This window comes from Citrobacter sp. CK181 (assembly GCF_030333595.1).
Lineage (GTDB): Bacteria > Pseudomonadota > Gammaproteobacteria > Enterobacterales > Enterobacteriaceae > Citrobacter_B > Citrobacter_B koseri.
The window spans coordinates 95,452-121,354 of record NZ_JAOWFN010000015.1 but is presented as its reverse complement, the minus strand read 5'-3'; the positions used below and the strand labels follow the sequence as shown (position 1 = coordinate 121,354).

The following is a 25,903-nucleotide window of genomic DNA, read 5'->3' as shown; positions in this document are numbered from 1 at the left end:
ATGCGCCAGTCAGATGCTGGCTTCTTTTGCAGTAGTCGGTTGCGCGGCCTGGTTTTTTCTTGCCTGCGCGGCTGCGTCTTCCACGGGGATATCTTCAAAGCCGAGGATCAGCGTCAGAACAAAAGAGAGCACCACGGCCAGCGCCATCACGCCAAACACCCAGGCGATGGTCATCGGGTTCGCCGGGTCGAAGAACTGGACGCTGGTGAACAGGCCCGGCGCCGCCATCGAGTGGCTGGCAAGCCCCGCCATACCTGCCACCGCGCCGCAGATAAAACCGCTGATCAGGCTCGCAATCAGCGGACGCTTCAGACGTACCGCCACGCCGTACAGCGCTGGTTCGGAGATCCCCGCCATAATTGCGGAAGCGGCGGCGGCAAGCGCCGTCTGGCGCAGTTCCGGGTTTTTGGTTTTCCATGCGACGGCCAGAGAGGAACCGCCCAGCGACAGGTTAGCGCCAATTTCAGACGGCATGACCATGCCTTCTTTGCCGGTTTCAGCAATGGTCTGGATGATGGTTGGGGTAAAGACGCGGTGCATCCCGGTCATGACCAGCAGCGGCCACAGCGCGCCCATGATGGCGACGGAAAGCCAGCCCAGATAGCCGTGAATGGTGTAAACCAGCGCGGAGATGGCGCTACCGATCCAGATCCCGATTGGGCCGATTAAAACAATGGCGAGCGGGGCGGCGATCAGGACGATCAGCATTGGTTTCAGGAAGTTTTTCGTGACGGCTGGGGTAATGCGATCCACCCAGCGTTCGATGTATGAAAGACACCACGTCATCACCAGCGCCGGGATCACCGTGTAGGTGTATTTCACCGCCGTCACCGGGATCAGGGCAAATTCAACGTGTTCACCTTCGGCGGCTTTCGCCATCAGGTCGATAAAACTCGGGTGAACCAGCACGCCTGCGATGGCAATCGCCAGCGACATGTTTGTTTTGAACTTGATTGCCGCTGACGCCGCCACCATCAGCGGCAGGAAGAAGAATGCGCCGTCGCCAATTACCGTCAGGATGGTCAGCGTGGAGGCGCCTTTTTCCAGCAGCCCCGTCATTTCGAGGATCATGGCCAGCAGTTTCAGCATCGATCCGCCGATAATCGCCGGGATCAGCGGGGACATAGTGCCGATCAGCGCGTCAAGTATCCCCGCGCCGATGCGTTTAAAGGTGAGTTTAGGTTTGCCGACGGGCGCTGCGGGCTGCATATCGGTCGGCAGCAGACTGACGACTTCGCGATACGCCTGTGAAACGGTGTTGCCGATAATCACCTGACACTGGTTGTCGCTGCGAACCACGCCGAGAACGCCGCTGAGGGTTTTCAACGTCGCGCTGTCGACCTGCGCGTCATCTTTGAGAACGAAACGCAGACGCGTCATGCAGTGTGTCACGGCGGTGATGTTATCCACACCGCCCAGCGCCGTCACCACGGAGCGCGCCAGTGCCGCATAATTCTTAGACATCGGATTTTATCCTGTTTTATCAATAGGGTAGTTTTATCGTCTTACGCCTTTTCGCTAAAAAAACGTGGGCAATGAAACGCAAAATAGGAAACCGGTTCCACAAAATCATGAATAGTTTCACTGAGTGATACAAGATCACAATTCGATCATTTTTTATAATTGTGAGAAGGATCACTTGTTGTTTTGGGCGGTGATTTACCATCAAGGACAACAACGGTACGGTGAAGTACACTGCGTGTCATTGAGTGCTAATGGATGAGTAATATGACGACGATGCTGGAGGTGGCGAAGCGCGCCGGGGTGTCGAAAGCGACGGTTTCCCGGGTGCTTTCAGGTAACGGCTACGTCAGCCAGGAGACCAAAGACCGCGTGTTTCAGGCCATTGAAGAGAGCGGCTATCGACCCAATTTGTTAGCGCGCAGTCTGGCGGCGAAGAAAACGCAGACCCTCGGTCTGGTGGTGACGAACACCCTTTACCACGGCGTTTATTTTAGCGAGCTGCTGTTTCATACGGCGCGGATGGCAGAGGATAAGGGGCGTCAGCTTCTGCTCGCGGACGGCAAACATAGCGCGGAAGAAGAGCGTCAGGCGATTCAGTATCTGCTCGATCTGCGCTGCGACGCCATTATGATTTATCCCCGTTTTCTTAGTGTGGATGAGATTGACGACATTATCGACTCACACGCCCAGCCCATTATGGTGCTTAACCGTCGGCTGCGAAGAAACAGCAGCCACTGCGTTTATTGCGACCAGAAGCAGACCAGTTTTAACGCGGTGGAACAGTTGATCGCCGGGGGGCATCGCGAGATTGCGTTTATCACTGGTTCGATGGATTCCCCTACCGGCGTGGAGCGTCTCTCAGGGTATAAAGACGCATTGACGCGACACGGCATCGCTATCAATAACGAATTGATTGTCAACGGAAAGTGGACGCCCGCCAGCGGTGCTGAAGGGGTGGATACGCTTCTGGCGCGCAAGGTGAATTTTACCGCGCTGGTAGCCAGTAATGACGATATGGCGATTGGCGCCATCAAACAGTTACACGAGCGTGGCATGAGCGTGCCTGCGCAGACCTCGGTCATCGGATTCGACGACATCGCGATGGCGCCCTATACCATCCCGGCGCTTTCCAGCGTTAAAATTCCGGTCACGGAGATGATTCAGGAGACGATTGGACGTCTTATCTTCATGCTGGACGGCGGTGAATTTACGCCGCCAAAAACCTTTACCGGTGCGCTGATCCTGCGCGATTCGGCAGCGCTGCTGCCTGCCCGCTGATCCCGCTTTACATTGTCATTTGTCATCGTCATTCGTGACGATGACAGTGCCTGGTCACAATGTCATCATCAAATATCAAGCAATAACAATCAGTTAAAAACTGGCACGATTTATGAATGTTTCGGCACATAATCTGTCATTGCTGGAGAATTTGATGAACCGTTTCATCATTGCCGACGCCAATAAATGCATTGGTTGCCGTACCTGTGAAGTGGCCTGTGTGGTGTCTCATCAGGAAAACCAGGACTGCGCGTCGCTGACCCCTGAAACTTTCTTACCCCGCATCCATGTGATCAAAGGTGTGAATGTCTCCACGGCGACGCTGTGCCGCCAGTGTGAAGACGCGCCGTGCGCCAACGTCTGCCCGAACGGCGCCATCAGCCGTGATAAAGGTTTCGTACATGTGATGCAGGAGCGTTGCATTGGCTGTAAAACCTGCGTGGTCGCTTGCCCATACGGCGCGATGGAAGTGGTTGTGCGTCCGGTGATTCGCAACAGCGGCGCGGGCCTGAACGTCCGGGCGGAAAAAGCGGAGGCCAACAAATGCGACCTTTGCCACCACCGCGAGGCCGGCCCTGCCTGTATGGAGGCCTGTCCGACCCACGCGCTGATTTGCGTCGATCGCAACAAACTTGAACAACTGAGCGCGGAAAAACGTCGCCGTGCGGCGCTGGACTCCTCCGCGTCTTTGCTTTTCTGATTCCTGAAAAACCGCGTAAAATACGGTGGTATTCATGCCGGATGGCGGTCTTGCCTTATCCGGCCTACTGTTCGTATCCCCGGTTTGCCTGATAAGCGTAGCGCCATCAGGCAAACCGGGATAGATGACTGCGGGAACGACTTCATGACAATAAACAACCACTCCGGCGTACAGCTGCGTATTCGTGGCAAGGTACAGGGCGTCGGATTTCGCCCCTACGTCTGGCAACTGGCGCAGCGGTTACAACTGCATGGCGACGTGTGTAACGACGGTGACGGTGTGGTTGTGCGCTTACAGGAAGATCCGGCGGAGTTTATTGTGCAGTTACATCAACATTGCCCGCCGCTGGCCCGTATTGACAGCGTCGAGAGCGAGCCGTTTGACTGGTCTCAACTGCCTGCCGATTTCTCCATTCGCCAGAGCGCGGGCGGAACGATGAATACGCAAATTGTGCCCGATGCGGCCACATGCCCGGCCTGTCTCGCCGAAATGAATACGCCCGGCGAGCGGCGCTACCGTTACCCTTTTATCAACTGCACCCACTGCGGCCCGCGTTTTACGATCATTCGTGCGATGCCTTACGACCGTCCGTTTACCGTGATGGCATCGTTTCCGTTGTGCAGGAAGTGTGCGACGGAATACCGCGATCCGTACGACCGCCGTTTCCACGCCCAGCCAGTTGCCTGCCCGGCCTGCGGCCCGCATCTGGCGTGGCGCTCTGGCAGCGCTCGGGCGGAAAAAGACGCCGCGCTACAGGCTGCCGTCGCGATGTTAAAAGCGGGGGGCATTGTCGCCATCAAAGGCATTGGCGGCTTTCATCTGGCCTGCGATGCGCAAAACGATGAGGCGGTGGCGATGCTGCGGGCGCGTAAACGCCGCCCTGCGAAACCGCTGGCGGTAATGTTGCCGGATACGGAAGGCTTGCCGGATGCGGCGCGCCGACTGCTGACTACGCCGGCCGCCCCCATCGTGCTGGTGGATAAACAGCATGTCGCGTCGCTGTGCGAGGGGATCGCGCCGGGGCTGGCGGAAGTGGGGGTAATGCTGCCCGCGAATCCGCTCCAGCATCTGCTTTTACAGGCGCTGAATTGTCCGCTGGTGATGACCTCCGGCAACCTTAGCGGTAAACCGCCGGCCATCACTAACCAACAGGCGCTGGACGACCTGAAGGCGATCGCTGACGGTTTTCTGTTGCACAACCGCGATATCGTGCAGCGAATGGATGACTCGGTCGTGCGTGACAGCGGCGAAATGCTACGCCGTTCGCGGGGCTATGTGCCGGATGCGATCGCGCTGCCGCCGGGATTTCGCGATGTGCCGCCGATGCTTTGTCTGGGCGCCGATCTGAAAAATACCTTCTGTCTGGTGCGCGGCGAGCAGGCGGTGGTAAGCCAGCATCTGGGGGATCTCAGCGATGACGGCATTCAAACGCAGTGGCGTGACGCGCTGCGTTTGATTCAGAACATTTACGATTTTACGCCGCAACGCGTTGTCTGCGACGCGCATCCGGGCTACGTCTCCAGCCAGTGGGCCAGCGAGATGACGCTTCCGACCGAAACGGTATTGCACCACCATGCGCATGCGGCGGCATGTATGGTCGAGCACGGCTGGCCGTTGAACGGCGGCGATGTGATTGCCCTGACGCTCGACGGCATCGGTATGGGAGAGGGCGGCGCGCTGTGGGGCGGAGAGTGTTTACGCGTTAATTACCGTGAATGCGAGCATCTTGGCGGCCTGCCCGCCGTCGCGCTGGCGGGCGGCGATCTCGCCGCGAAGCAGCCCTGGCGCAACCTGCTGGCGCAGTGTCTGCGCTTTGTTCCTGACTGGCGGGACTATCCAGAAACGGCTGCGTTGCAACAACAGCAGTGGAACGTGCTGGCGCGGGCCATTGAGCGCGGAATCAACGCCCCGCTGGCGTCGTCGTGCGGACGCCTGTTCGATGCCGTCGCCGCCGCATCAGGCTGCGCGCCTGACACGCTCAGTTATGAAGGGGAAGCGGCCTGTGCGCTGGAGGCGCTGGCTTCGCGATGCAATCGCGTTGAACATCCGGTGACGATGCCGGTTAAAAACAACCAGCTGGATTTAGCCACGTTCTGGCGGCAGTGGCTGAACTGGCAGGCTGCTCCCGAGGAGCGGGCGTGGGCCTTTCACGACGCGCTGGCGCATGGGTTCGCCACGCTGCTGCGTCAGGAAGCGACCGCACGCGGGATCACCACGCTGGTATTCGGCGGCGGTGTGCTGCATAACCGCTTGCTGTGCAGGCGTCTGGCGTTCTGTCTTGCTGATTTTACCTTACTGTTCCCGCAGCGTTTACCGGCCGGAGATGGGGGAGTGTCGTTAGGGCAGGGAGCGATCGCCGCAGCGCGCGAGCTGGCGCAGAAATAAAAAAAAGCCCCGGGACTGGCGGGGCGAAACGTGTCGGGGCATACCGACAAGCAGCAGCGCACTTCCGTGTGCGTGAGGTTAATAAATCAGTGGCAGTATCGCCGGATGGCGACGTACAAACAGGCGCTTCCCGTAGGCCGGATCAGGCGTTTACGCCGCCGTCCGGCAAAGATGTTCGAACATTGCCTGATGGCGCTGCGCTTATCAGGCCTACGGCGTCATGATTCGCAGGTCAGCCGCCACCCGGCACAATGAACTTACGCGGGCAGCGTTTTCAGCAGCGCAAAGGCCTCCTTCATGCGGTCTTCGCTCACCACAAAGGCGCAAAGCTGACCTTCGGTATTCATGCCTCGGGCGACCATCCCTTCGGACTCCGCCGCAATGTGCCAGTTCAGGTCGCAACGCTGGGTTTCGCCTGCAAGATGTAACGGCAATTCCGGCGTTTTGATTTTCACCAGCATGGCGGGCAGCTTCAGCGGCGCGTTCCCGCCGAGCAGATTTTTCGCCAGATACATGGCGCTTAACTGAATCGGTTGCAGGAAAGGCAGAACCTGGCCGTTAATTTCCGCGCAGTCTCCCAGCGCATAAATATCCGGGTGGCTGGTTTGCAGATAGCTGTCAACGCAGACGCCACGGTTGATGGTCAACCCGGCACGGCGCGCCAGCGCGGTTTCCGGGCGCAGGCCGGTCGCGGCGATGACCGCATCCACCTCTACCTGACGATCGCGATCCAGCGTGGCGCGAATACCGGTAGCGGTTTTCTCCAGACCCTGCAACTGCGATTTCAGCAGCAGATGTACGCCCATATCGGTCAGACGATGCTGCAAACGGCTGCTCACTTCCGGCGGCATCAGCGAGGCCAGAATGCTGGCGGCATTGTCAATCAGCGTGACGGCTTTACCCGCACGGCAGAAATCCATTGCCAGCTCGCTACCAATCAGACCGCCGCCGACGATCAGTACGCGCTGCGCGTCACGCAGTTGCGTTTCACAGGCGCGATACTCCTGCTGGCTGTTCAGTGTGAGCATTAACTCACGTCCGGCAACCGGCGGAACAAAGGCTGATGCCCCTGTCGCCAGTACCAGTTTGTCGAACTGCCATTGCTTGTCCTGGCTTTTTACCACATGGGCGTCGGCATCAATGTCCGTAATCCAGGTGTGTGGGAACAGACGCAGATTAAACTGTTCGGCAAACTCCCCCGCCGACTGGCGGGTGAGGTCGTCGGCACGCTGCGCCTGGCTGATGACGTGACTGAGGTCGGGTTTGTTGTACTCGTCCATACTGTCAGCGGCAATCAGGGTCAGCGCTACGGTCGCGTCCTGTTTACGGATGTTTTTGACTAACTGGCGGGCGGCGAAGCCCGAACCAATAATGACAATTCCCCGGCTCATTTTGCCTCCGTTGCCAACACATCAAAGACGTCTTTACCTAATGAACATTCCGGGCACAGGAAGTTATCCGGTACGTCGCTCCACGGCGTACCCGGCGCGACATCCTGCAACGGCTCACCTTTTGCAGGGTCGTAAATCCACTGGCACACGCTGCACTGCATGCTTGGGCCGAGGTCAGCCGCAGCGGCGGCGGCACAGGCGCACTCTTCTTCCTGGGTTGTCGCTTTCACATTTGTTTCCGGCAGCGGAGCGAGCGCCCACTGACGGGCAATATCGCGGCCGTGCTGGCGGCAAAGTTCCAGGGCATCAATATCAGGACGCCATTTCGCTTTCAGACTCAGTGACATCTCGAAGCCGGCATCTTGCAGACGGGTGGACAGACGGTCTACCGCGCCACCGCTCCAGCCGTGGGAACCGAAAGCGCTGGCGCGTTTGTTACGAAAGCGCAGGCCAGTCATCTCTTCAACGAGACCGGCGATTTTCGGCATCATCACGTTGTTCATCGTAGAAGTACCGACCAGCACGCCTTTGGAGCGGAACACGTTGGTCAGAATTTCGTTTTTATCGCTGCGTGCGACGTTAAAGATTTTCACCGCCACGTTCGGGTCAACTTCGTTGATGCCTTGCGCAATCGCGTCGGCCATCATGCGGGTGTTGTTGGACATGGTGTCGTAGAAAATGGTGATGCGATCTTCCTGATAATCCGCCGCCCATTTCAGATACAGTTCAACGATCTGGGTTGGGTTGTCGCGCCATACCACGCCGTGAGAGGTGGCAATCATATCTACCGGCAGGTTGAAGCCGAGGATTTCGGTAATTTTGGGCGTGACCAGACGGCTGAACGGCGTCAGGATGTTGGCGTAGTAACGCTGGCACTGCTCGAACAGCTCGGTCTGATCGACTTCATCGTTGAACAGACGTTCGTCACAGTAGTGCTGACCGAAGGCGTCGTTACTGAACAGTACCGCGTCGCCCGTCATGTAGGTCATCATGCTGTCCGGCCAGTGCAGCATCGGGGTTTCAACAAAAATCAGCTGCTTGCCGTTGCCGATATCCAGCGTGTCGCCTGTTTTTACGACGTTAAAGTTCCATTCCGGGTGATGGTGGTGACCGGTAATGGAGTCAATGGCGTTTGCGGTGCAGTAGATCGGCGTATCCGGGATTTGCGCCATCAGTTCGGTCAGCGCGCCCGCGTGGTCTTCTTCCGCATGGTTAATAATGATGTAATCAATGTCGGCCAGGTCGATTTCGCTACGCAGGTTTTGCACGAATTCGCGGCTGAATTTATGGTCTACGGTATCGATCAGAACATTTTTTTCTTCACGGATGAGATAGCTGTTGTAGCTGCTGCCGCGCAGCGTTTTATATTCGGTCCCGTGAAAATCACGAACTTCCCAGTCACGTTGGCCAACCCAATGAATGTTATTTTTAACCAGAATAGACATAGCAACCTCAGTAAATACAGTTTTTTTAAGAAAGATGTATTGCTAATAGCAGGATGCGTGCCAACTTTTTAACTGATTGATTTTAAATAATTAAAAAATTTATACTCATAAAATGGTAGTCAAAAAGACTATTCAATTAATTGTCAATATGACACTATTGATTGTCAAAATGACAATGAGGTAGCCATGAGCTTTTCAGTTGATGTCCTGGCGGGCATCGCCATTGAATTACAAAGTGGTATCGGGCATCAGGACCGCTTTCAGCGCCTGATCACCACGCTGCGTCAGGTGCTGGAGTGCGATGCGTCGGCGCTGCTGCGCTATGAGGGGCGGCAGTTTATTCCGCTGGCGATCGACGGTCTGGCGCAGGATGTACTGGGCAGGCGCTTTACTCTGGAAGGGCATCCGCGACTGGAAGCCATTGCCCGTGCCGGGGATGTGGTGCGTTTTCCGGCCGACAGCGACCTGCCGGACCCGTATGACGGGCTGATCCCGGATCAGGAGAGCCTGAAGGTACACGCCTGTATCGGGCTGCCGCTGTTCGCCGGGCAAACCCTGATTGGCGCACTCACGCTTGACGGCATGGAACCCGATCAGTTTGATGTTTTCAGCGATGAAGAGCTGCGGCTCATCGCAGCGCTGGCGGCGGGGGCGCTGAGCAATGCGCTGCTTATTGAGCAATTAGAAAGCCAGAATATGTTGCCGGGATCTTCCGCTTCTTTCGAACAGGTGAAAGAAACGCAGATGATCGGCCTGTCGCCAAATATGATGCAGTTGAAAAAAGAGATTGAGATTGTCGCGGGGTCGGATCTCAACGTGCTGATCAGCGGCGAAACGGGAACCGGGAAAGAGCTGGTGGCGAAAGCGATTCACGAAGGCTCGCCACGGGCGGTGAACCCGCTGGTGTATCTGAACTGCGCCGCGCTGCCGGAAAGCGTGGCGGAGAGCGAGCTTTTCGGCCACGTCAAAGGGGCGTTTACCGGGGCAATCAGCAACCGTAGCGGTAAGTTCGAAATGGCCGATAACGGCACGCTGTTTCTTGATGAGATCGGTGAGCTGTCGCTGGCGTTGCAGGCGAAACTGCTGCGCGTTTTGCAGTATGGCGATATTCAACGCGTCGGGGACGATCGCAGCCTGCGCGTTGACGTGCGCGTGCTGGCGGCGACTAACCGCGACTTACGCGAAGAGGTGCTGGCCGGGCGTTTTCGCGCCGACCTGTTCCACCGTTTGAGCGTGTTCCCGCTCTCCGTGCCGCCGCTGCGTGAGCGTGGTGAGGATGTGGTCTTGCTGGCCGGGTATTTTTGCGAACAGTGCCGCCTGCGGCTGGGGCTTTCCCGCGTGGTGCTGAGTCCGGGGGCGCGTAGCCATCTGCTGAGCTATGGCTGGCCGGGAAACGTTCGCGAACTGGAACATGCGATCCACCGTGCGGTGGTTCTGGCAAGAGCGACCCGGGCGGGGGATGAGGTGGTGCTGGAAGCGCAGCATTTTGCCTTACAGGAGGAGGTTTCTCCCGCTCTGCCTGACGACAGTACGCCGACGCTACCGGCAAATCACAATCTGCGCGACGCGACCGAGGCTTTCCAGCGGGAGATGATTCGCCGTGCGCTGGCGCAAAATAACCACAACTGGGCCGCCTGCGCGCGAGCGCTGGAGACAGACGTCGCCAACCTGCATCGGCTGGCGAAGCGTCTGGGGCTGAAAAGTTAGATGATGCCTGCCTGGTAGAAGTCTTGCAGGTTGATTGCGCCGGTGAGTTTACCGTTTTCATCCACCACCGGCGCGGCGGTGATCTTGCGCTTCATCAGAAGTTCTTTGGCATCGATGGCGCGGCTCTGCTCCTGCAACGTAATGCCGTTGTGGGTCATCGCTTCGCTGACCGGCGTAGCCAGCGTGCCGCCGCCAACCAGCCAGCGGCGCAGGTCGCCGTCGGTAAAGACGCCTTTTACAACGCGCTGCGCGTCGCATACCGCAACCAGACCTAACCCGGTACGGCTCAGCTCCAGCATGGCGTCCATCACGCTGGTGGTGAGCTGAACCTGCGGCACCGCATCGTCACGGCGCATCAGGTGATGGACTTTGTTGAGCAGACGCGCGCCCAGCGCCCCGGCAGGGTGTGAACGGGCGAAATCCTCTTCATTGAAACCGCGCGCCTGCATCACCGCCATAGCCAGCGCGTCGCCCATCATCAGGGTGTTGACGGTGCTGGAGGTCGGCGCCAGGTGCATCGGGCAGGCTTCACGCTCAACGGAGATATCCAGCACAGCCTTTGCCGCCAGACCCAGCGGGGAGGTTGGCTTTCCGGTCATCGCCAGCAGGGTTATCGATTTATCTTCCAGGCGCGGAATAATGAGATCCAGCTCTTTCGCACCGCCGGAATAGGAGATGAACAGCATCACGTCCCGGCTTTCGATCATGCCGAGATCGCCATGCAACGCTTCTGCCGGGTGGACAAAGAACGCGGGTGTTCCTGTACTGGCGAGAGTCGCGGCGATTTTTTTGCCGATATGGCCTGACTTGCCAATACCGGAGACAATCACTTTGCCTTCGCAGTGGAGGATAGTATTGGCGGCACGGACAAAATCATCGCCCAGGCGTTCCGGCAGACGGCTTGCTTCCTGTAACTCCAGCAGTAATGTCTGGCGACCCGCGTTCAGTAATACATCACTCATTGGTTTCTCCGGTTATGATCACTTCAATCCCTTTTGCTTCCAGCGCCTGACGAAACGCGGGGTCGATACCCGCGTCGGTAACCAGTTTGTCGACGCTTTCCAGACTGCACACAACGTTGGGGCTTTTGCGCCCAAATTTTGAGGAGTCCGCCATCAGAATCACTTCGCGCGCGGCATTGCACATCGCTTTGCTGACGGTATAGACCTCATTAAAGGTGGTCACTCCGGCATTGAGATCGATGCCGTCGGTGCCCATGAACAGTTTATCAAAACTGAACTGCTCAAAGGCGTTTTCTGCCAGCTGACCGTGAAATGACGCAGATTTTTTGCGGAATGTGCCGCCGGGCATCAGGATGGTCTGCTCGTTGTCCAGCTCCGAAAGGGCGTTAACAATGTGCAGGCTGTTGGTCATGACGGTGATATTGCTAAAGCGGGTAAGCATCGGCACCATCTGCAACACGGTGCTTCCGGCATCAAGGATGATGGAGTCGCCATCGTGGATAAACTGAACGGCCGCTTGTGCGATCAACGCCTTTTTATGGGTGTTGATCAGCGTTTTGTGATCGATAGGCGGGTCGGATTCATCTTTATTCAACACCACGCCGCCATACGTGCGAATAACGGTTCCGGCATTTTCCAGAATGACCAGGTCTTTGCGAATGGTGGTGCCCGTGGTGTCAAAGTACTGGGCCAACTCCTCAACCGAGCATTTTCCCTGCTTTTGCAGATGCTCCAGAATAGCAGCCTGACGCTGACGTGGTTTCATAGGCGTAATTACCCTGACTGATGTATAAGTTGTGAAATGATAATTTCGCAAGCAATTAGCATTCACAACGAAATTACCCATGTTTCAGTTTAAGCGCTAATGATAGTGCATTCTGTGAGAGCGAATCATGGGGAAAGATCACATCAGGCTGTAATTCATCAAGATGTTTGCCCTGTATTGCGGGAATTTTAACCGGTCGGGCAAAGACGGTGAGACCTTTCATGAATAAGGTATCCGTAACGCGCTGCTGGTCATCCAGAGCGATGGCGACCACCACTCGCGGTTTAAAGCGTCCGCCGGAGCGCCCGACGCCCACTCGTCCTCGTTGGCAAAGTTTGTCAAACGCCCGGTTAAAGCGGGAGATTTGCCAGCCGCCCAGCGCCAGTTGCGCACACCAGGCGATAACGGCGACGGTGATCAGTGCGGAAACCATAATGCGCTCCTTTGATTTTGCCGGATGGCGGCTGCGCCTTATCTGGCCTACATAATATTCGTAGGCCCGGTAAGCGCAGCGCCACCGGGCAATCATACCTCTTAAAACATCACCTGACCGCCGGTCACATTGATGGACTGTCCGGTGCAGTACGACGCCTTCGCGCTGGCGTAAAACAGCAGCATGTCCAGTACGTCCTGATAATCGCAGCCGCGTTTTAACGGAACTTTGTCGATGTAATACTGCTCCACTTCGTCCGGCTTGATGCCAAGCTTGGCGGCGTATTGCGGCAGCAGCGACTGGAACATTGGTGATTTCAGCAGGTTGCCAAGCATCAGCGAATGCACGGTAATGCCGTATTCTGCCAGATCCAGCGCCAGCGACTGGGTTAAGCCCACGCCGCCGAACTTCGCCGCGCTATAGCCGGAGTTGTGTTTACTGCCCACTTTCCCGGACTTGGAGTTGATCTGGATAATGCGTCCCTGAATGCCGTCGCGGATCATCAGGCGGGAGAATTCGCGAGCGCAGAGGAAATACCCCACCAGATTCACCTGTAGCGAGCGGTCGAAATCGCCGAGTTGAAAATCGCTGATAAACGCCGCTTTGGCGATGCCCGCGCTGTAGACCAGCAGATCAACCCGACCAAAAATTTCATCGACTCCGCGAGAGAGCGCCAGAACGCTCTGCTCGCTGGTGGCATCGGCGCCAAAACCGTACGCCATGCCTTCGCCAAACGCGGCGTTAATCTCCTGCGCCACATTTGCGGCTTTATCACTCTGAATATCGACAACGGCGACGCGATAACCAACCTCTGCAAGCCCACGGCAGAGGAAGGCCCCCAGGGTCTGGCCTCCACCAATGACAACGGCAACCTGATTCATTTTTCTCTCCTTAAACCTTTAAGCCACAAACTTCAAAATACAGCCCGGCGCGATGTCGTCCGGTACTGGCCCCGCAACGTGTACGGTGCCGGGAAATTCCGCCTCGTTCAGCCCGTCGAAGCGCAGGGTGATATGCCCCAGTTCACGCAGATTCTGCTCGGCCACGCTGCCCACAGCAGTCACCGGATAGCGATGCTCACCCAGATGAAACTGTGCGCCGGGTTGCAGCGTGCCGTTCAGCTCGCCGTGGCAGTGGATAAAGCAAAACGCTTCGATATCCGCAGGCGCGCCTTCACGAAAGGTAATCAGCATCCTGTCGCAGAGCGCGTCCGGCGCGCTCTCGCCGATACGGGTGATGGTGGTCTGGTAAATCACGGTCATCTCTGAACCTCTTATTGATAAATAAAGCCGGAAACAAACCAGGCGATGAGAACGGTAGGCGCGCCGGTCAGGAAGCGGCTCACCAGCACGGAAGGCACGCCGACGCGAACGGTGTCCTGACGGGCCTCCGCCAGCGATAAACCGACCGGAATAAAGTCGCACGCGGCCTGAGCGTTAATCGCGAACAGCGCGGGCAGCGCCAGATGGGGAGGGATATTACCCAGACCAATCTGCACGCCAATCAGCACCCCGATAACCTGGGCGATCACCGCGCCAGGGCCGAGGAAGGGCGACAGCAGCGGGAATGAACAGATGAGCGCCAGCGTGACCAGCCCCAGCGGATGGCTGGCAAGCGGCGCCAGGCCGTGAGCGATCCAGTCGCCGAGACCGGAGGCCATAATGATGCCGATCAGCGCCGAGACGAAGGCCATAAACGGCAGAATGGTTTTCAGCACCGTATCGATGGTGTCACGCCCGGACTGGAACAGCACCGCTACTGCTGAGCCCATCCCCATACCGACTTTCGCCAACAGGCCATCGCTCTGTTCGGTGATTTTTTTGCTGGTGTCGTAATCGCGGCCCGCAGGCGAGGCGACAGGCTGCGCGTTTGCAGGCGCTTCGCCGCTCAGCGTGATGTTCTCTTCTTTCACCCCGGAGACGTAAATATCTTCCACGATGTACTGCGCCAGCGGCCCCGACTTCCCGGTAGAGTGGATGTTGATGGTTGGAATGCGCCGCTTCGGATAAATCCCGCAGCGCAGCGTGCCGCCGCAGTCGATAATCGCCGCGCCGATCTCTTCCTCAGGTGGTTCGCCCTCTTTAAAGCCATCCACCGCCTGCCAGCCTGTCAGTTGCGCCAGTTTGTCGACAATCCCCGGACGCGTCCCGGCGGTGATGTAGACGATTTTCTTTCCGGGGGTTGCATCCAGTTCAAGCGGGCCGCCCCAGCCGCCGGTGCCTTTCTCAATACGAATACGCGTCATGATGTCGCTCCAGCCAGGTGGACTTTCTGCTCAAGTTGAATGCCCATTTTTTTCTCAAAGATGGATGTGGTGAGGTCAGTCACCCAGCCACGGAAGAAGTTGGTGACCAGACCGACCAGCAGATAGCTGACGGCGAGCGGGCCAAGCGGGAGGCCGAGTGTCGTCAGGCCGCTGGCGATGCCCAGGTAAACAAACAGCTCGCCGGGGTTGATGTGCGGGAACAGTCCGTTCATCGAGTGGCAGCTGTAGGAAGCCGCCGCGTAGTAACTGGGCTTGTATTTTTCTGGCATAAAGCGGCCCAGGCTCAGCGTCATCGGGTTACAAAACACAAACGTACCGATGCACGGCAGCAGCAGGTAACGGGATAACGGGTTCCCGGCGCAGCGCTGGGCAAAACGTTCAATACGCTGCTGGCCAATGAAGTTTATTAAGGCATTCATGATGACCAGCAGGCTTATCAAAAGCGGAAGGATGCCGGTCACCATACTGGTGAACACCTCTCCGCCTTTCTGGAACAGCCCGATAAACCACTCCGCACCATGTGTAATGGTTTCGATCATTGTTCTCTCCTGTAGGGTTTGTTGTTATCTTGCCAATTGGTGAGTTATTTTAATCAGATCGAAAGATTTAAAAGTGTTATTTTGATCTCAAAATGAAAGATAAATATTTTAAAGTGAAAGTTTGCGTTTGTTGCGGAGAAAAAAAGCAGGGATGTTACGGGAGAATAGTGCGTATTCTGTGAAGAGCGCTTCCTTGTGCGAAGCGGGATGCTTTACCATACTTCCCCCTGGCTGAATCTGTTTAATGGATGTCTCATGTTCAAGCGTCGTTATGTAGCACTACTTCCTCTCTTTGCGTTGCTTGCTGCCTGTAGCAGCAAACCACAGTCTTCAGAAATTCAAACGACAACGGGAGCGCCGTCCGGCGGTTTCCTGCTTGAGCCACAGCACAATGTCATGGTGATGGGCGGTGATTTCGCCAATAATCCGAACGCGCAGCAGTTCATTGAGAAGATGGTGAACAAGCACGGTTTTAATCGCCAGCAGTTGCAGGAGATCCTGTCGCAGGCGAAGCGCCTGGACTACGTTCTGCGACTGATGGACAGACAGGCGCCGACCACACAACCGCCAGCGGGGCCGAATGGCGCATGGTTGCGCTATCGCAAGCAGTTTATTACCCCGGACAATGTGCAAAACGGCGTGGCGTTCTGGAATCAATATGAGGATGCGTTGAACCGTGCATGGCAGGTTTATGGCGTCCCGCCGGAGATTATCGTCGGCATTATTGGCGTGGAAACCCGCTGGGGCCGCATCATGGGTAAAACGCGAATTCTGGATGCGCTGGCGACGCTGTCGTTTAACTATCCGCGTCGGGCGGAGTATTTCTCCGGCGAGCTGGAAACGTTTCTGCTGATGGCGCGTGATGAACAGGACGACCCGCTGGATCTGAAAGGGTCTTTTGCCGGTGCGATGGGGTACGGACAGTTTATGCCGTCGTCCTATAAGCAGTACGCGGTGGACTTTAACGGCGATGGGCACATCAACCTGTGGGACCCGGTTGATGCCATCGGCAGCGTGGCGAACTATTTCAAAGCCCACGGTTGGGTGAAAGGCGATGTGGTCGCCGTTCCGGCCAACGGTCAGGCGCCAGGGCTGGCGAACGGCTTTAAAACCCAGTACAGCATTGCTCAGCTTGCGGCCGCCGGGCTGACGCCGCAGCAGTCGCTGGGTAATCATCAGCAGGCCAGCCTGCTGCGTCTGGATGTGGGTACGGGCTATCAGTACTGGTACGGGTTGCCGAACTTCTATGCCATCACGCGCTATAACCACAGCACTCACTATGCGATGGCGGTCTGGCAGCTTGGTCAGGCCGTCGCGCTGGCGCGTGTACCTGCGGCGTCGCCGTTTAGTCAGTAGCCGCGGTGTGTTTTCCGGGGGGCTACGCTTACCCGGTCTGGATTACGCTCCCTTTTCCCTGAGAGAAAGGGGAGCGTGCAGCGCCGCTGCTGCGCTATTTCACGTCTGAAACATTTCGCCACACTCCCTTTTTTCCTGGCATTTACATCCGCATCGTATTTCATTATTGTTATGTTATAACATTTTATTGTGGTGCGAATATGTCTGCTTCACTCTTCTCTCTTTCGGCTCTGACTCGCCTGCTGATGGCTATCGCGCTTGTTTTGTTTATCGGACTAGCCGTGCGCTGGGCGGTGGCATTGCCATGATTATCCTGAATCAACTGGTGGCCGGTTACGAGCGACAGCCGGTCACGTCGCCGCTGACCGGCACGCTGGAACGCGGCAGCATGACGGCGATTATCGGCGCTAACGGCTGCGGCAAATCAACGCTGCTGAAAACGCTGGCCGGTTTTCTTCCTCCGGTGAGCGGCGCATTTCGCTGGCGCGGACGCCGCCCGGTAATTGGCTGGCTGGCGCAACGTCACGCGCTGGAGACGCAGTTTCCGCTTACCGTTCAGGACGTGGTGAGCATGGGGTGCTGGCCTGCTATTTCCCTGCTGGGGGGATTTCAACGCAAAACCCGTCTGCGTGTCGCCCACGCTATTGAGCGCGTGGGGCTGGAGGCAATGGCGACGATGACCATTGATGAACTCTCTGGCGGTCAGTTTCAACGCATGCTGTTTGCCCGTGTGCTGGTGCAGGAAGCGCCGCTGGTCATGCTGGATGAACCCTTTACCGGCGTGGATGAGGAGACCTGCAACGTACTGATGGGGCTGATGCTGGAGATGTATCAGCGAGGGCAAACGGTGCTGGCGGTGCTGCACGACAGCGAACGGGTGGCGCGCTATTTTCCGCAGACGTTACGGCTGGATACGGATGTGTCTCACTGGATGACCGAGCGGGTGAGGGTGGCATGATCTGGCATATCTTCTTTCAGCCGTTTATTGAATACGGCTTTATGCGGCGGGCGCTGGTGGTCTGTCTGGCGCTTTCGGTCAGCACGACGGCGCTTGGCGTCTTTTTACTGCTGCGACGTATGAGCCTGATGGGAGACGCGCTGTCGCATGCGGTGCTACCCGGCGTGGCGGTGGGCTATCTGCTCAGTGGAATGTCATTGCTGGCAATGAGCATCGGCGGGTTTATCGCCGGGATTACGGTAGCGCTGGTGGCGGGAATGGTGAGTCGCCGTACGCCGCTAAAAGAAGACGCCAGCTTCGCCGGGTTCTACCTGGGATCGCTGGCGCTGGGGGTTACGCTGGTGTCGCTGCGCGGGTCAAATGTCGATCTGCTGCATCTTCTGTTTGGTTCCATTCTGGCGGTCGATCGCGATTCCGCGCTGTTCGTGGCGGGGGTATGCGCATTCACATTGATCATGCTGGCGATTTTCTATCGTGGTCTGGTGAGTGAAGCGTTTGATACCGCATGGTTGCAGGTTAACGCGCGCTGGCTGCCTTCGCTGCTGCACGGGCTGTTTCTCTCGTTGCTGGTGTTGAATCTGGTGGCTGGCTTTCAGGTACTCGGCACGCTGATGGCGGTAGGGCTGATGATGCTTCCTGCCGTCGCGGCCCGCTGCTGGGCGCGCACGTTACCGGGGCTGTTATTGCTCGCCGGCGGCAGCGGCGTCGTCTGTGCATGGCTGGGGCTAAGCCTTTCCTGGGCGGTGAGTTTACCCGCCGGGCCGTCGATTGTACTGACCGCCAGCGCGCTGTTCTTTATTTCCATTTTATTCGGCACGCGCAGCAGGCTGGCTGACAGTCTGCGCGCGCTTTTTTAATGCAAGGGGAAAAGATGAAACGTACAGGGGTAATGATTGCGCTCGCGTTGGGGTTGATGACGCAAGGCGCGCTGGCGAAAACGCTGAATGTGGTGACGAGTTTTTCTATTCTCGGCGACATCACCCAGGAGGTCGGCGGTAAGAATGTCAACGTCACTACGCTGGTTGGGCCGGATGGCGATCCGCATACCTTCGAGCCTTCGCCGAAAGACAGCGCGGCGTTGAGCAAAGCGGATGTGGTGGTAGTGAACGGGCTGGGGCTGGAGGGGTGGCTTGACCGGCTGGTAAAAGCCTCCGGTTTCAAAGGTACGCTGGTGGTGGCTTCCGACGGGGTGAAGACGCATACGCTGGATGAAGACGGCGAAACCGTCACCGATCCACACGCCTGGAATAGCGCAGCGAACGGCGCGCTGTATGCGCAGAATATTCTTTCCGGGCTGGTCAACGCCGACCCGCAGGATAAAGCCGCGCTGGAGGCTTCCGGCAAACCTTACATCGCACAGCTGACTGAACTGGACGCGTGGGCGAAAGCGCGCTTTAGCCAGATCCCGCAGGAGAAACGCAAGGTGCTGACCAGCCACGACGCCTTCGGTTATTTCGGTCGTGCCTATGGTGTTGAGTTTTTGGCGCCGCAGGGGCTGTCGTCGGAAAGTGAAGCCTCTGCCGCGCAGGTCGCCGCGCTCATTAAGCAGATTAAAGCGGATGGAGTGAACACCTGGTTTATGGAGAATCAGCTCGATCCGCGTCTGGTAAAACAGATCGCCAGCGCGACGGGCGCGCAGCCGGGCGGCGAGCTATATCCTGAAGCCTTGTCGGCAAAAGGCGGCGTGGCGGATAGCTACGTAAAAGCGTTTCGCCACAATGTTGAGACCATCGCCAACAGTATGAAATAACCGTACGATCGGCCGATGCCTTCGCATCGGCTTTTTTCTGAAGCCTCCTCGTAAAATCCGCACCTCGTCCCCATATCTGCTCAGAAAGTGCTATCTTGTGCTGCACGTTTTTCAGGAGCCTTAAGCGATGATGACTGACCATGAATTGATGCAGTTAAGCGAAGTGGTAGGGCTGGCGCTGAAACAGCGCGGCGCAACGCTAACGACAGCGGAGTCCTGCACGGGCGGTTGGGTAGCGAAAGTGATTACCGATATCGCCGGGAGTTCCGCCTGGTTTGAACGCGGTTTTGTTACCTACAGTAATGAAGCGAAAGCGCAAATGATTGGCGTGCGCGAACCGACGCTTGAGCAGCACGGCGCGGTCAGCGAACCGGTGGTGATTGAGATGGCGATTGGCGCGCTCAGAGCGGCCCGCGCGGATTATGCCGTTTCTATCAGCGGTATTGCCGGGCCGGACGGCGGCAGCGACGTGAAGCCCGTCGGCACTGTCTGGTTTGGTTTCGCAACCGCACAGGGCGAGGGGATCACCCGCCGGGAGTGCTTTAGCGGCGACCGTGACAGCGTACGTCGCCAGGCGACGGAATATGCGCTCAAGACGCTCTGGCAACAATTTCTACAAAACACTTGATACTGTATGACTGTACAGTATAATTGCACCTAACAGTACAGAATTCACTATCCGGTACAAGCGCAAGCGGACCCCGGCTCATGACAGGAGTAGTTAATGGCTATCGACGAAAACAAACAGAAAGCGTTGGCGGCAGCGCTGGGCCAGATCGAAAAACAATTCGGTAAAGGCTCCATCATGCGCCTGGGTGAAGACCGTTCCATGGATGTGGAAACCATCTCCACCGGTTCGCTTTCTCTGGATATCGCGCTGGGCGCGGGTGGCCTGCCGATGGGGCGTATCGTAGAAATCTACGGGCCGGAATCCTCCGGTAAAACCACCCTGACGCTTCAGGTGATTGCCGCTGCACAGCGTGAAGGCAAAACCTGTGCGTTTATCGACGCCGAACATGCGCTGGACCCTATCTATGCCCGTAAACTGGGCGTCGATATCGACAACCTGCTGTGCTCCCAGCCGGACACCGGCGAGCAGGCGCTGGAAATCTGTGATGCGCTGGCGCGTTCAGGCGCTGTAGACGTTATCGTTGTTGACTCCGTGGCGGCGTTGACGCCGAAAGCGGAAATCGAAGGTGAAATCGGCGACTCTCATATGGGCCTCGCGGCGCGTATGATGAGCCAGGCGATGCGTAAGCTGGCCGGTAACCTGAAACAGTCCAACACCCTGCTGATCTTCATCAACCAGATCCGTATGAAAATTGGCGTCATGTTCGGTAACCCGGAAACCACTACCGGGGGTAACGCGCTGAAATTCTACGCGTCCGTTCGTCTGGATATCCGTCGTATCGGCGCGGTGAAAGAGGGCGAAAACGTCGTGGGTAGCGAAACCCGCGTGAAGGTTGTGAAGAACAAAATCGCCGCGCCGTTTAAACAGGCTGAGTTCCAGATCCTCTACGGCGAAGGCATCAACTTCTATGGCGAACTGGTTGACCTGGGCGTGAAAGAGAAGCTGATCGAGAAAGCCGGTGCATGGTACAGCTATAACGGCGAGAAAATCGGTCAGGGTAAAGCGAATGCCACTGCCTGGCTGAAAGAGAACCCGGCGACCGCCAAAGAGATTGAGAAAAAAGTGCGTGAGCTGCTGCTGAGCAATCAGGACTCGACGCCAGACTTCTCCGTTGATGACAACGGTGAAGGTGTGAAAGAAACCAACGAAGATTTCTAATCGTTGCATTGCCCGGTGGCGGCGCTCTGGCGCCTTATCGGGCTTATACTTTGAAGGGCTGCATATCTTGCGGCCCTTTTTGCATTTCTTTTTCCGAAGGTTTGTTATGAGTGAATCCACACCGCGACGCCCCGCGTATAACCGTCTGTTGGATCGCGCGGTACGTATTCTGGCGGTACGCGATCACAGTGAACAGGAACTGCGGCGTAAACTCTCCGCACCGGTTATGGGAAAAAACGGGCCGGAAGAGATCGATGCGGCACCGGAAGACTATGAACGGGTTATCGCCTGGTGCCATGAGCACAACTACCTTGATGATCATCGTTTTGTTTCGCGCTTTATCGCCAGCCGCAGCCGTAAAGGTTATGGCCCGGCACGTATTCGGCAGGAGCTGAATCAAAAAGGCATTGCGCGTGAGGCGATTGAACGCGCAATGCGTGAATGCGAGATTGAGTGGTTGCTTATTGCTCGCGAACAGGCGATCCGAAAATATGGCGAACCCTTACCAGCCGCATTTTCGGAAAAGGTCAAAGTCCAGCGTTTCCTGCTTTATCGTGGCTATCTGATGGAGGATATTCAGGAGATATGGCGAAATTTTGACGATTGACTGCATACGGGATTTTACTTCCCCGTAAAGAAAACTTATCTTATTCCCACTTTTTTCAATTGCCAGCCGGGCAGGGCATATGAGCGCTGAGGCGGGTAATGATATTTCGTTAGCTTGATTTCAGGATAATTATGAGCAAGAGCACCGCTGAGATCCGTCAGGCGTTTCTCGATTTTTTCCACAGTAAGGGACATCAGGTAGTTGCCAGCAGCTCCCTGGTGCCAAACAATGACCCAACTTTGTTGTTTACCAACGCCGGGATGAACCAGTTCAAGGATGTTTTCCTTGGGCTCGACAAGCGTAATTATTCCCGCGCCACCACTTCGCAGCGTTGCGTACGTGCGGGTGGTAAACACAACGATCTGGAAAACGTCGGTTACACTGCACGTCACCACACCTTCTTCGAAATGCTGGGTAACTTCAGCTTCGGCGACTATTTCAAACACGACGCGATTCAGTTTGCGTGGGAACTGCTGACCGGTGAAAACTGGTTTGCCCTGCCAAAAGAGCGTCTGTGGGTGACCGTCTATGAAACTGACGATGAAGCCTACGAGATCTGGGAAAAAGAAGTCGGCATTCCGCGCGAACGTATCATCCGAATTGGTGATAACAAAGGCGCGGCATACGCGTCCGACAACTTCTGGCAGATGGGCGATACAGGGCCGTGCGGTCCATGTACCGAGATCTTCTACGACCACGGCGATCACATCTGGGGCGGCCCTCCGGGAAGCCCGGAAGAAGATGGCGATCGCTATATTGAGATCTGGAACATCGTCTTCATGCAGTTCAACCGTCAGGCTGACGGCACGATGGAACCGCTGCCGAAACCGTCCGTCGATACCGGTATGGGTCTGGAGCGTATTGCCGCTGTATTGCAACACGTTAACTCCAACTATGAAATTGACCTGTTCCGCACGTTGATTGAAGCCGTTGCGAAGGTGACTGGCGCGACTGACCTGAGCAACAAGTCGCTGCGCGTGATTGCCGACCACATCCGTTCCTGCGCCTTCCTGATCGCCGACGGCGTGGTTCCGTCGAATGAAAACCGTGGCTATGTGCTGCGCCGTATCATTCGTCGTGCGGTTCGTCATGGCAACATGCTGGGCGCGAAAGAGACCTTCTTCTACAAGCTGGTTGGGCCGCTGATTGACGTTATGGGCTCTGCCGGTGAAGAGCTGAAGCGCCAGCAGGCGCAGGTTGAGCAGGTTCTGAAAACGGAAGAAGAGCAGTTTGCCCGTACGCTGGAACGTGGTCTGGCGCTGCTGGACGAAGAGCTGGCGAAGCTTTCCGGTGACACGCTGGATGGCGAAACCGCTTTCCGTCTGTATGACACCTACGGCTTCCCGGTTGACCTGACGGCGGACGTTTGCCGCGAGCGCAACATCAAAGTTGATGAAGCGGGATTTGAAGCCGCGATGGAAGAACAGCGTCGTCGTGCGCGTGAGGCCAGCGGTTTTGGCGCAGACTATAACGCGATGATCCGCGTTGACGGCGCGTCAGAATTTAAAGGTTATGACCATCTGGAACTGAACGGTAAAGTGACCGCGCTGTTTGTGGATGGTAAAGCGGTAGATGCGATTAGCGCGGGTCAGGAAGCCGTTGTCGTGCTGGATCAGACGCCGTTCTATGCGGAATCCGGCGGTCAGGTTGGCGATAAAGGCGAACTGAAAGGTGCAGGCTTCGCGTTTGCGGTTAGCGATACGCAAAAATATGGCCAGGCGATTGGACATATCGGTACGCTTTCGACCGGTTCCCTGAAAGTGGGTGATGCGGTGCAGGCTGATGTGGATGAAGCTCGCCGGGCACGTATTCGCCTGAATCACTCTGCGACGCACCTGATGCACGCGGCGCTGCGCCAGATTCTGGGCACGCACGTAGCGCAGAAAGGCTCGCTGGTTAACGACAAAGTCCTGCGTTTCGACTTCTCGCATAATGAAGCGATGAAACCGTCTGAAATCCGTGCGGTGGAAGATCTGGTGAATGCGCAAATCCGTCGCAACCTGCCGGTCGAAACCAACATCATGGACCTTGAAGCGGCGAAAGCCAAAGGCGCGATGGCGCTGTTTGGCGAGAAGTATGACGATCGCGTTCGTGTGCTGAGCATGGGCGATTTCTCCACCGAACTGTGTGGCGGTACGCACGCCAGCCGTACGGGGGATATCGGTCTGTTCCGCATTGTTTCTGAATCCGGTACTGCGGCAGGCGTTCGTCGTATTGAAGCGGTTACGGGCGAAGGCGCGATTGCTACGCTGCACGCTGAAAGCGATCGCTTAAGCGATATCGCACAGCTGCTGAAGGGCGACAGCCAGAATCTGGGCGAAAAAGTCCGCTCTGTACTGGAACGTACGCGTCAGCTTGAAAAAGAGTTGCAGCAGTTGAAAGAACAGGCTGCCGCGCAGGAAAGTGCGAACCTTTCCAGCAAAGCGGTTGATATCAACGGCGTGAAGCTGCTGGTTAGCGAGCTTGCGGGCGTTGAGCCAAAAATGCTGCGTACGATGGTTGATGATCTGAAAAATCAACTGGGTTCTACCGTTATCGTTCTTGCAACGGTAGCGGAAGGTAAGGTTTCTCTGATTGCGGGCGTGTCGAAGGATGTGACCGACCGCGTGAAAGCAGGGGAGCTGGTCGGCATGGTCGCTCAGCAGGTGGGCGGCAAGGGCGGCGGACGTCCAGACATGGCGCAAGCCGGTGGTACGGATGCGGCTGCTCTGCCAGCAGCGTTAGCCAGTGTGAAAGGCTGGGTTAGCGCAAAACTGTAATAACTATAAGCGTTATCTAACGCCGCAGGCCCCGGTCTGCGGCGTTTGCATCAACGTTATTGACAACGATAAAGTCAGGTTGAAGTTGTGTATATCGGCTAAACTTAGGTTTAACAGAATGTGATGCCGTGACTGCTTACACTTTACGTGTTTGTCATCGCTTACTTTTTGGCGTTATATGATGGATAATGCCGGGATACAGAGAGACCCGACTCTTTTAATCTTTCAAGGAGCAAAGAATGCTGATTCTGACTCGTCGAGTTGGTGAGACCCTCATGATTGGAGATGAGGTCACCGTGACAGTTTTAGGGGTAAAGGGCAACCAGGTGCGCATTGGCGTAAACGCCCCGAAAGAAGTCTCTGTCCATCGTGAGGAGATCTACCAGCGTATCCAGGCTGAAAAATCCCAGCAGTCCAGTTACTAAGGTTTTCGCGTCTCATCTCTTCCGATGAGGCGCAACCTGCTCCTCGCTTCCTTTCTCTTTTTCATTTTTCTTCACTCTTTTTCCGTATCGCTTCCGGTGCCGGCAGGCTCTTTCCTGGTTATTCTGTTTTTCTGCCTGCGCTCAGGCGGTGTAACACGCCGATTTATCTGTTGATAAAACACCCTTTTTGCCGTTTTTGCAGACTAATTGAGCGTGAAGTGTGCAAACGATAAAAGCGCGGGAAAAATTGTTTGACTTATAAGTCCCAGAAAGTAATATGTGCGCCACGCAGCGACGATGAGCAGAAACAAGTTCTTCGAAGCACTCGTAAGAGGCGCGTGGTGAGGTGGCCGAGAGGCTGAAGGCGCTCCCCTGCTAAGGGAGTATGCGGTCAAAAGCTGCATCCGGGGTTCGAATCCCCGCCTCACCGCCATTTGCATCCGTAGCTCAGCTGGATAGAGTACTCGGCTACGAACCGAGCGGTCGGAGGTTCGAATCCTCCCGGATGCACCATCTCTTACTTGATATGGCTTTAGTAGCGGTATCAAAATCTGCAATAAAGTAAGTTTCCCGATGCATCCGTAGCTCAGCTGGATAGAGTACTCGGCTACGAACCGAGCGGTCGGAGGTTCGAATCCTCCCGGATGCACCATCTTCCCCGATATAACAGTTACGCTGTTGTTTCATGGTCTGCGAAGTTATCGCAAGCACCAGGGAGGATAACGTTGCTTCAGCAACGGCCCGTAGGGAGAGGCGCAGCCGAGTAATCCTCCCGGATGCACCATCTCTTACTTGATATGGCTTTTGTAGCGGTATCAATATCGGCAGTAAATAAGTTTCCCAATGCATCCGTAGCTCAGCTGGATAGAGTACTCGGCTACGAACCGAGCGGTCGGAGGTTCGAATCCTCCCGGATGCACCAT

23 protein-coding genes and 4 tRNA genes are annotated in these 25,903 nt (G+C 56.5%); 17 read left to right on the top strand and 10 right to left on the bottom strand.

Annotated features, from left to right (window positions below):
* Window positions 1-9: 9 nt before the first annotated feature.
* Complete coding sequence (gene ascF, locus OGW17_RS17850) at window positions 10-1,464, bottom strand: PTS cellobiose/arbutin/salicin transporter subunit IIBC (protein WP_071257935.1); 1,455 nt, start codon at window positions 1,462-1,464, stop codon at window positions 10-12.
* 264 nt (window positions 1,465-1,728) lie between these two features.
* Here ascF and OGW17_RS17845 point away from each other — a divergent pair, with 264 nt between their 5' ends.
* From OGW17_RS17845 to hypF, 3 genes are all read left to right on the top strand, one after another.
* Entirely contained in the window at window positions 1,729-2,742 is a 1,014-nt protein-coding gene (locus tag OGW17_RS17845) for a LacI family DNA-binding transcriptional regulator (protein ID WP_071257936.1), read from the top strand.
* Between the two features lie 154 nt (window positions 2,743-2,896).
* Window positions 2,897-3,442 carry an electron transport protein HydN gene (gene hydN / locus OGW17_RS17840; RefSeq protein ID WP_024130889.1) on the top strand — a complete coding sequence of 182 codons (546 nt, stop codon included), beginning with the start codon at window positions 2,897-2,899 and terminating at the stop codon, window positions 3,440-3,442.
* A gap of 144 nt (window positions 3,443-3,586) precedes the next feature.
* Window positions 3,587-5,827 (top strand): carbamoyltransferase HypF, encoded by a 2,241-nt coding sequence (hypF, locus tag OGW17_RS17835; protein WP_071257937.1) that lies wholly within the window; start codon window positions 3,587-3,589, stop codon window positions 5,825-5,827.
* Between the two features lie 257 nt (window positions 5,828-6,084).
* On the opposite strand, the gene norW is transcribed toward hypF, so the two are convergent.
* Entirely contained in the window at window positions 6,085-7,218 is a 1,134-nt protein-coding gene (norW, locus tag OGW17_RS17830) for an NADH:flavorubredoxin reductase NorW (RefSeq protein WP_071257938.1), read from the bottom strand.
* Window positions 7,215-8,663 (bottom strand): anaerobic nitric oxide reductase flavorubredoxin, encoded by a 1,449-nt coding sequence (gene norV, locus OGW17_RS17825; RefSeq protein ID WP_012134820.1) that lies wholly within the window; start codon window positions 8,661-8,663, stop codon window positions 7,215-7,217. The genes norW and norV overlap by 4 nt, the downstream gene beginning before the upstream one ends.
* Window positions 8,664-8,849: 186 nt before the next feature.
* On the opposite strand from norV, the gene norR reads away from it, so the two are divergent.
* Window positions 8,850-10,370: a nitric oxide reductase transcriptional regulator NorR gene (norR, locus tag OGW17_RS17820; protein WP_012134819.1), complete on the top strand. Its 1,521-nt coding sequence runs from the start codon at window positions 8,850-8,852 to the stop codon at window positions 10,368-10,370.
* Here norR and gutQ read toward each other — a convergent pair.
* From gutQ to srlA, 7 genes are all read right to left on the bottom strand, one after another.
* The gene (gutQ, locus tag OGW17_RS17815) at window positions 10,367-11,332 is read right to left on the bottom strand and encodes an arabinose-5-phosphate isomerase GutQ (RefSeq protein ID WP_071257940.1); all 966 of its coding nucleotides are present in this window, start codon (window positions 11,330-11,332) and stop codon (window positions 10,367-10,369) included. The genes norR and gutQ overlap by 4 nt on opposite strands.
* Window positions 11,325-12,098 (bottom strand): glucitol operon DNA-binding transcriptional repressor SrlR, encoded by a 774-nt coding sequence (gene srlR / locus OGW17_RS17810; RefSeq protein ID WP_012134817.1) that lies wholly within the window; start codon window positions 12,096-12,098, stop codon window positions 11,325-11,327. Before srlR ends, gutQ begins: the two co-directional genes overlap by 8 nt.
* A 73-nt stretch (window positions 12,099-12,171) precedes the next feature.
* On the bottom strand, window positions 12,172-12,531 hold the full coding sequence (gene gutM / locus OGW17_RS17805; protein WP_012134816.1) for a transcriptional regulator GutM: 360 nt from the start codon (window positions 12,529-12,531) through the stop codon (window positions 12,172-12,174).
* A gap of 101 nt (window positions 12,532-12,632) precedes the next feature.
* A complete protein-coding gene (gene srlD / locus OGW17_RS17800) occupies window positions 12,633-13,412 on the bottom strand; it encodes a sorbitol-6-phosphate dehydrogenase (RefSeq protein WP_012134815.1) in 780 nt (259 codons plus the stop codon).
* Window positions 13,413-13,430: 18 nt separating this feature from the next.
* A complete protein-coding gene (gene srlB, locus OGW17_RS17795) occupies window positions 13,431-13,793 on the bottom strand; it encodes a PTS glucitol/sorbitol transporter subunit IIA (protein WP_071257941.1) in 363 nt (120 codons plus the stop codon).
* An 11-nt stretch (window positions 13,794-13,804) separates the two neighbouring features.
* On the bottom strand, window positions 13,805-14,776 hold the full coding sequence (gene srlE / locus OGW17_RS17790) for a PTS glucitol/sorbitol transporter subunit IIB (protein WP_047461709.1): 972 nt from the start codon (window positions 14,774-14,776) through the stop codon (window positions 13,805-13,807).
* Entirely contained in the window at window positions 14,773-15,336 is a 564-nt protein-coding gene (gene srlA / locus OGW17_RS17785; RefSeq protein ID WP_012134812.1) for a PTS glucitol/sorbitol transporter subunit IIC, read from the bottom strand. Before srlA ends, srlE begins: the two co-directional genes overlap by 4 nt.
* A 255-nt stretch (window positions 15,337-15,591) precedes the next feature.
* Between srlA and mltB the strand changes: the two genes are divergently transcribed.
* The 13 genes from mltB (at window position 15,592) to OGW17_RS17720 (ending at window position 25,902) form a co-directional block, all read left to right on the top strand.
* Window positions 15,592-16,692 carry a lytic murein transglycosylase B gene (gene mltB, locus OGW17_RS17780; protein WP_071257942.1) on the top strand — a complete coding sequence of 367 codons (1,101 nt, stop codon included), beginning with the start codon at window positions 15,592-15,594 and terminating at the stop codon, window positions 16,690-16,692.
* Window positions 16,693-16,996: 304 nt separating this feature from the next.
* The gene (locus OGW17_RS17775; protein WP_071257943.1) at window positions 16,997-17,650 is read left to right on the top strand and encodes a metal ABC transporter ATP-binding protein; all 654 of its coding nucleotides are present in this window, start codon (window positions 16,997-16,999) and stop codon (window positions 17,648-17,650) included.
* Entirely contained in the window at window positions 17,647-18,507 is an 861-nt protein-coding gene (locus OGW17_RS17770) for a metal ABC transporter permease (RefSeq protein WP_012134809.1), read from the top strand. Before OGW17_RS17775 ends, OGW17_RS17770 begins: the two co-directional genes overlap by 4 nt.
* A gap of 14 nt (window positions 18,508-18,521) precedes the next feature.
* On the top strand, window positions 18,522-19,400 hold the full coding sequence (locus OGW17_RS17765) for a metal ABC transporter substrate-binding protein (RefSeq protein ID WP_024130887.1): 879 nt from the start codon (window positions 18,522-18,524) through the stop codon (window positions 19,398-19,400).
* Window positions 19,401-19,530: 130 nt separating this feature from the next.
* Window positions 19,531-20,028 (top strand): nicotinamide-nucleotide amidase, encoded by a 498-nt coding sequence (gene pncC / locus OGW17_RS17760; RefSeq protein WP_024130886.1) that lies wholly within the window; start codon window positions 19,531-19,533, stop codon window positions 20,026-20,028.
* 96 nt (window positions 20,029-20,124) lie between these two features.
* On the top strand, window positions 20,125-21,189 hold the full coding sequence (gene recA, locus OGW17_RS17755; protein ID WP_012134806.1) for a recombinase RecA: 1,065 nt from the start codon (window positions 20,125-20,127) through the stop codon (window positions 21,187-21,189).
* A 106-nt stretch (window positions 21,190-21,295) separates the two neighbouring features.
* The gene (gene recX, locus OGW17_RS17750) at window positions 21,296-21,796 is read left to right on the top strand and encodes a recombination regulator RecX (RefSeq protein ID WP_071257945.1); all 501 of its coding nucleotides are present in this window, start codon (window positions 21,296-21,298) and stop codon (window positions 21,794-21,796) included.
* 131 nt (window positions 21,797-21,927) lie between these two features.
* Window positions 21,928-24,555 (top strand): alanine--tRNA ligase, encoded by a 2,628-nt coding sequence (gene alaS, locus OGW17_RS17745; RefSeq protein ID WP_049010251.1) that lies wholly within the window; start codon window positions 21,928-21,930, stop codon window positions 24,553-24,555.
* 239 nt (window positions 24,556-24,794) lie between these two features.
* Window positions 24,795-24,980: a carbon storage regulator CsrA gene (csrA, locus tag OGW17_RS17740; RefSeq protein WP_000906486.1), complete on the top strand. Its 186-nt coding sequence runs from the start codon at window positions 24,795-24,797 to the stop codon at window positions 24,978-24,980.
* Window positions 24,981-25,320: 340 nt separating this feature from the next.
* Window positions 25,321-25,413, top strand: a tRNA-Ser gene (locus OGW17_RS17735).
* Between the two features lie 3 nt (window positions 25,414-25,416).
* Window positions 25,417-25,493 (top strand) — tRNA-Arg (locus tag OGW17_RS17730).
* A gap of 62 nt (window positions 25,494-25,555) precedes the next feature.
* Window positions 25,556-25,632: transfer RNA gene (locus OGW17_RS17725), tRNA-Arg, on the top strand.
* Window positions 25,633-25,825: 193 nt separating this feature from the next.
* Window positions 25,826-25,902 (top strand) — tRNA-Arg (locus OGW17_RS17720).
* Window position 25,903: the final 1 nt, after the last annotated feature.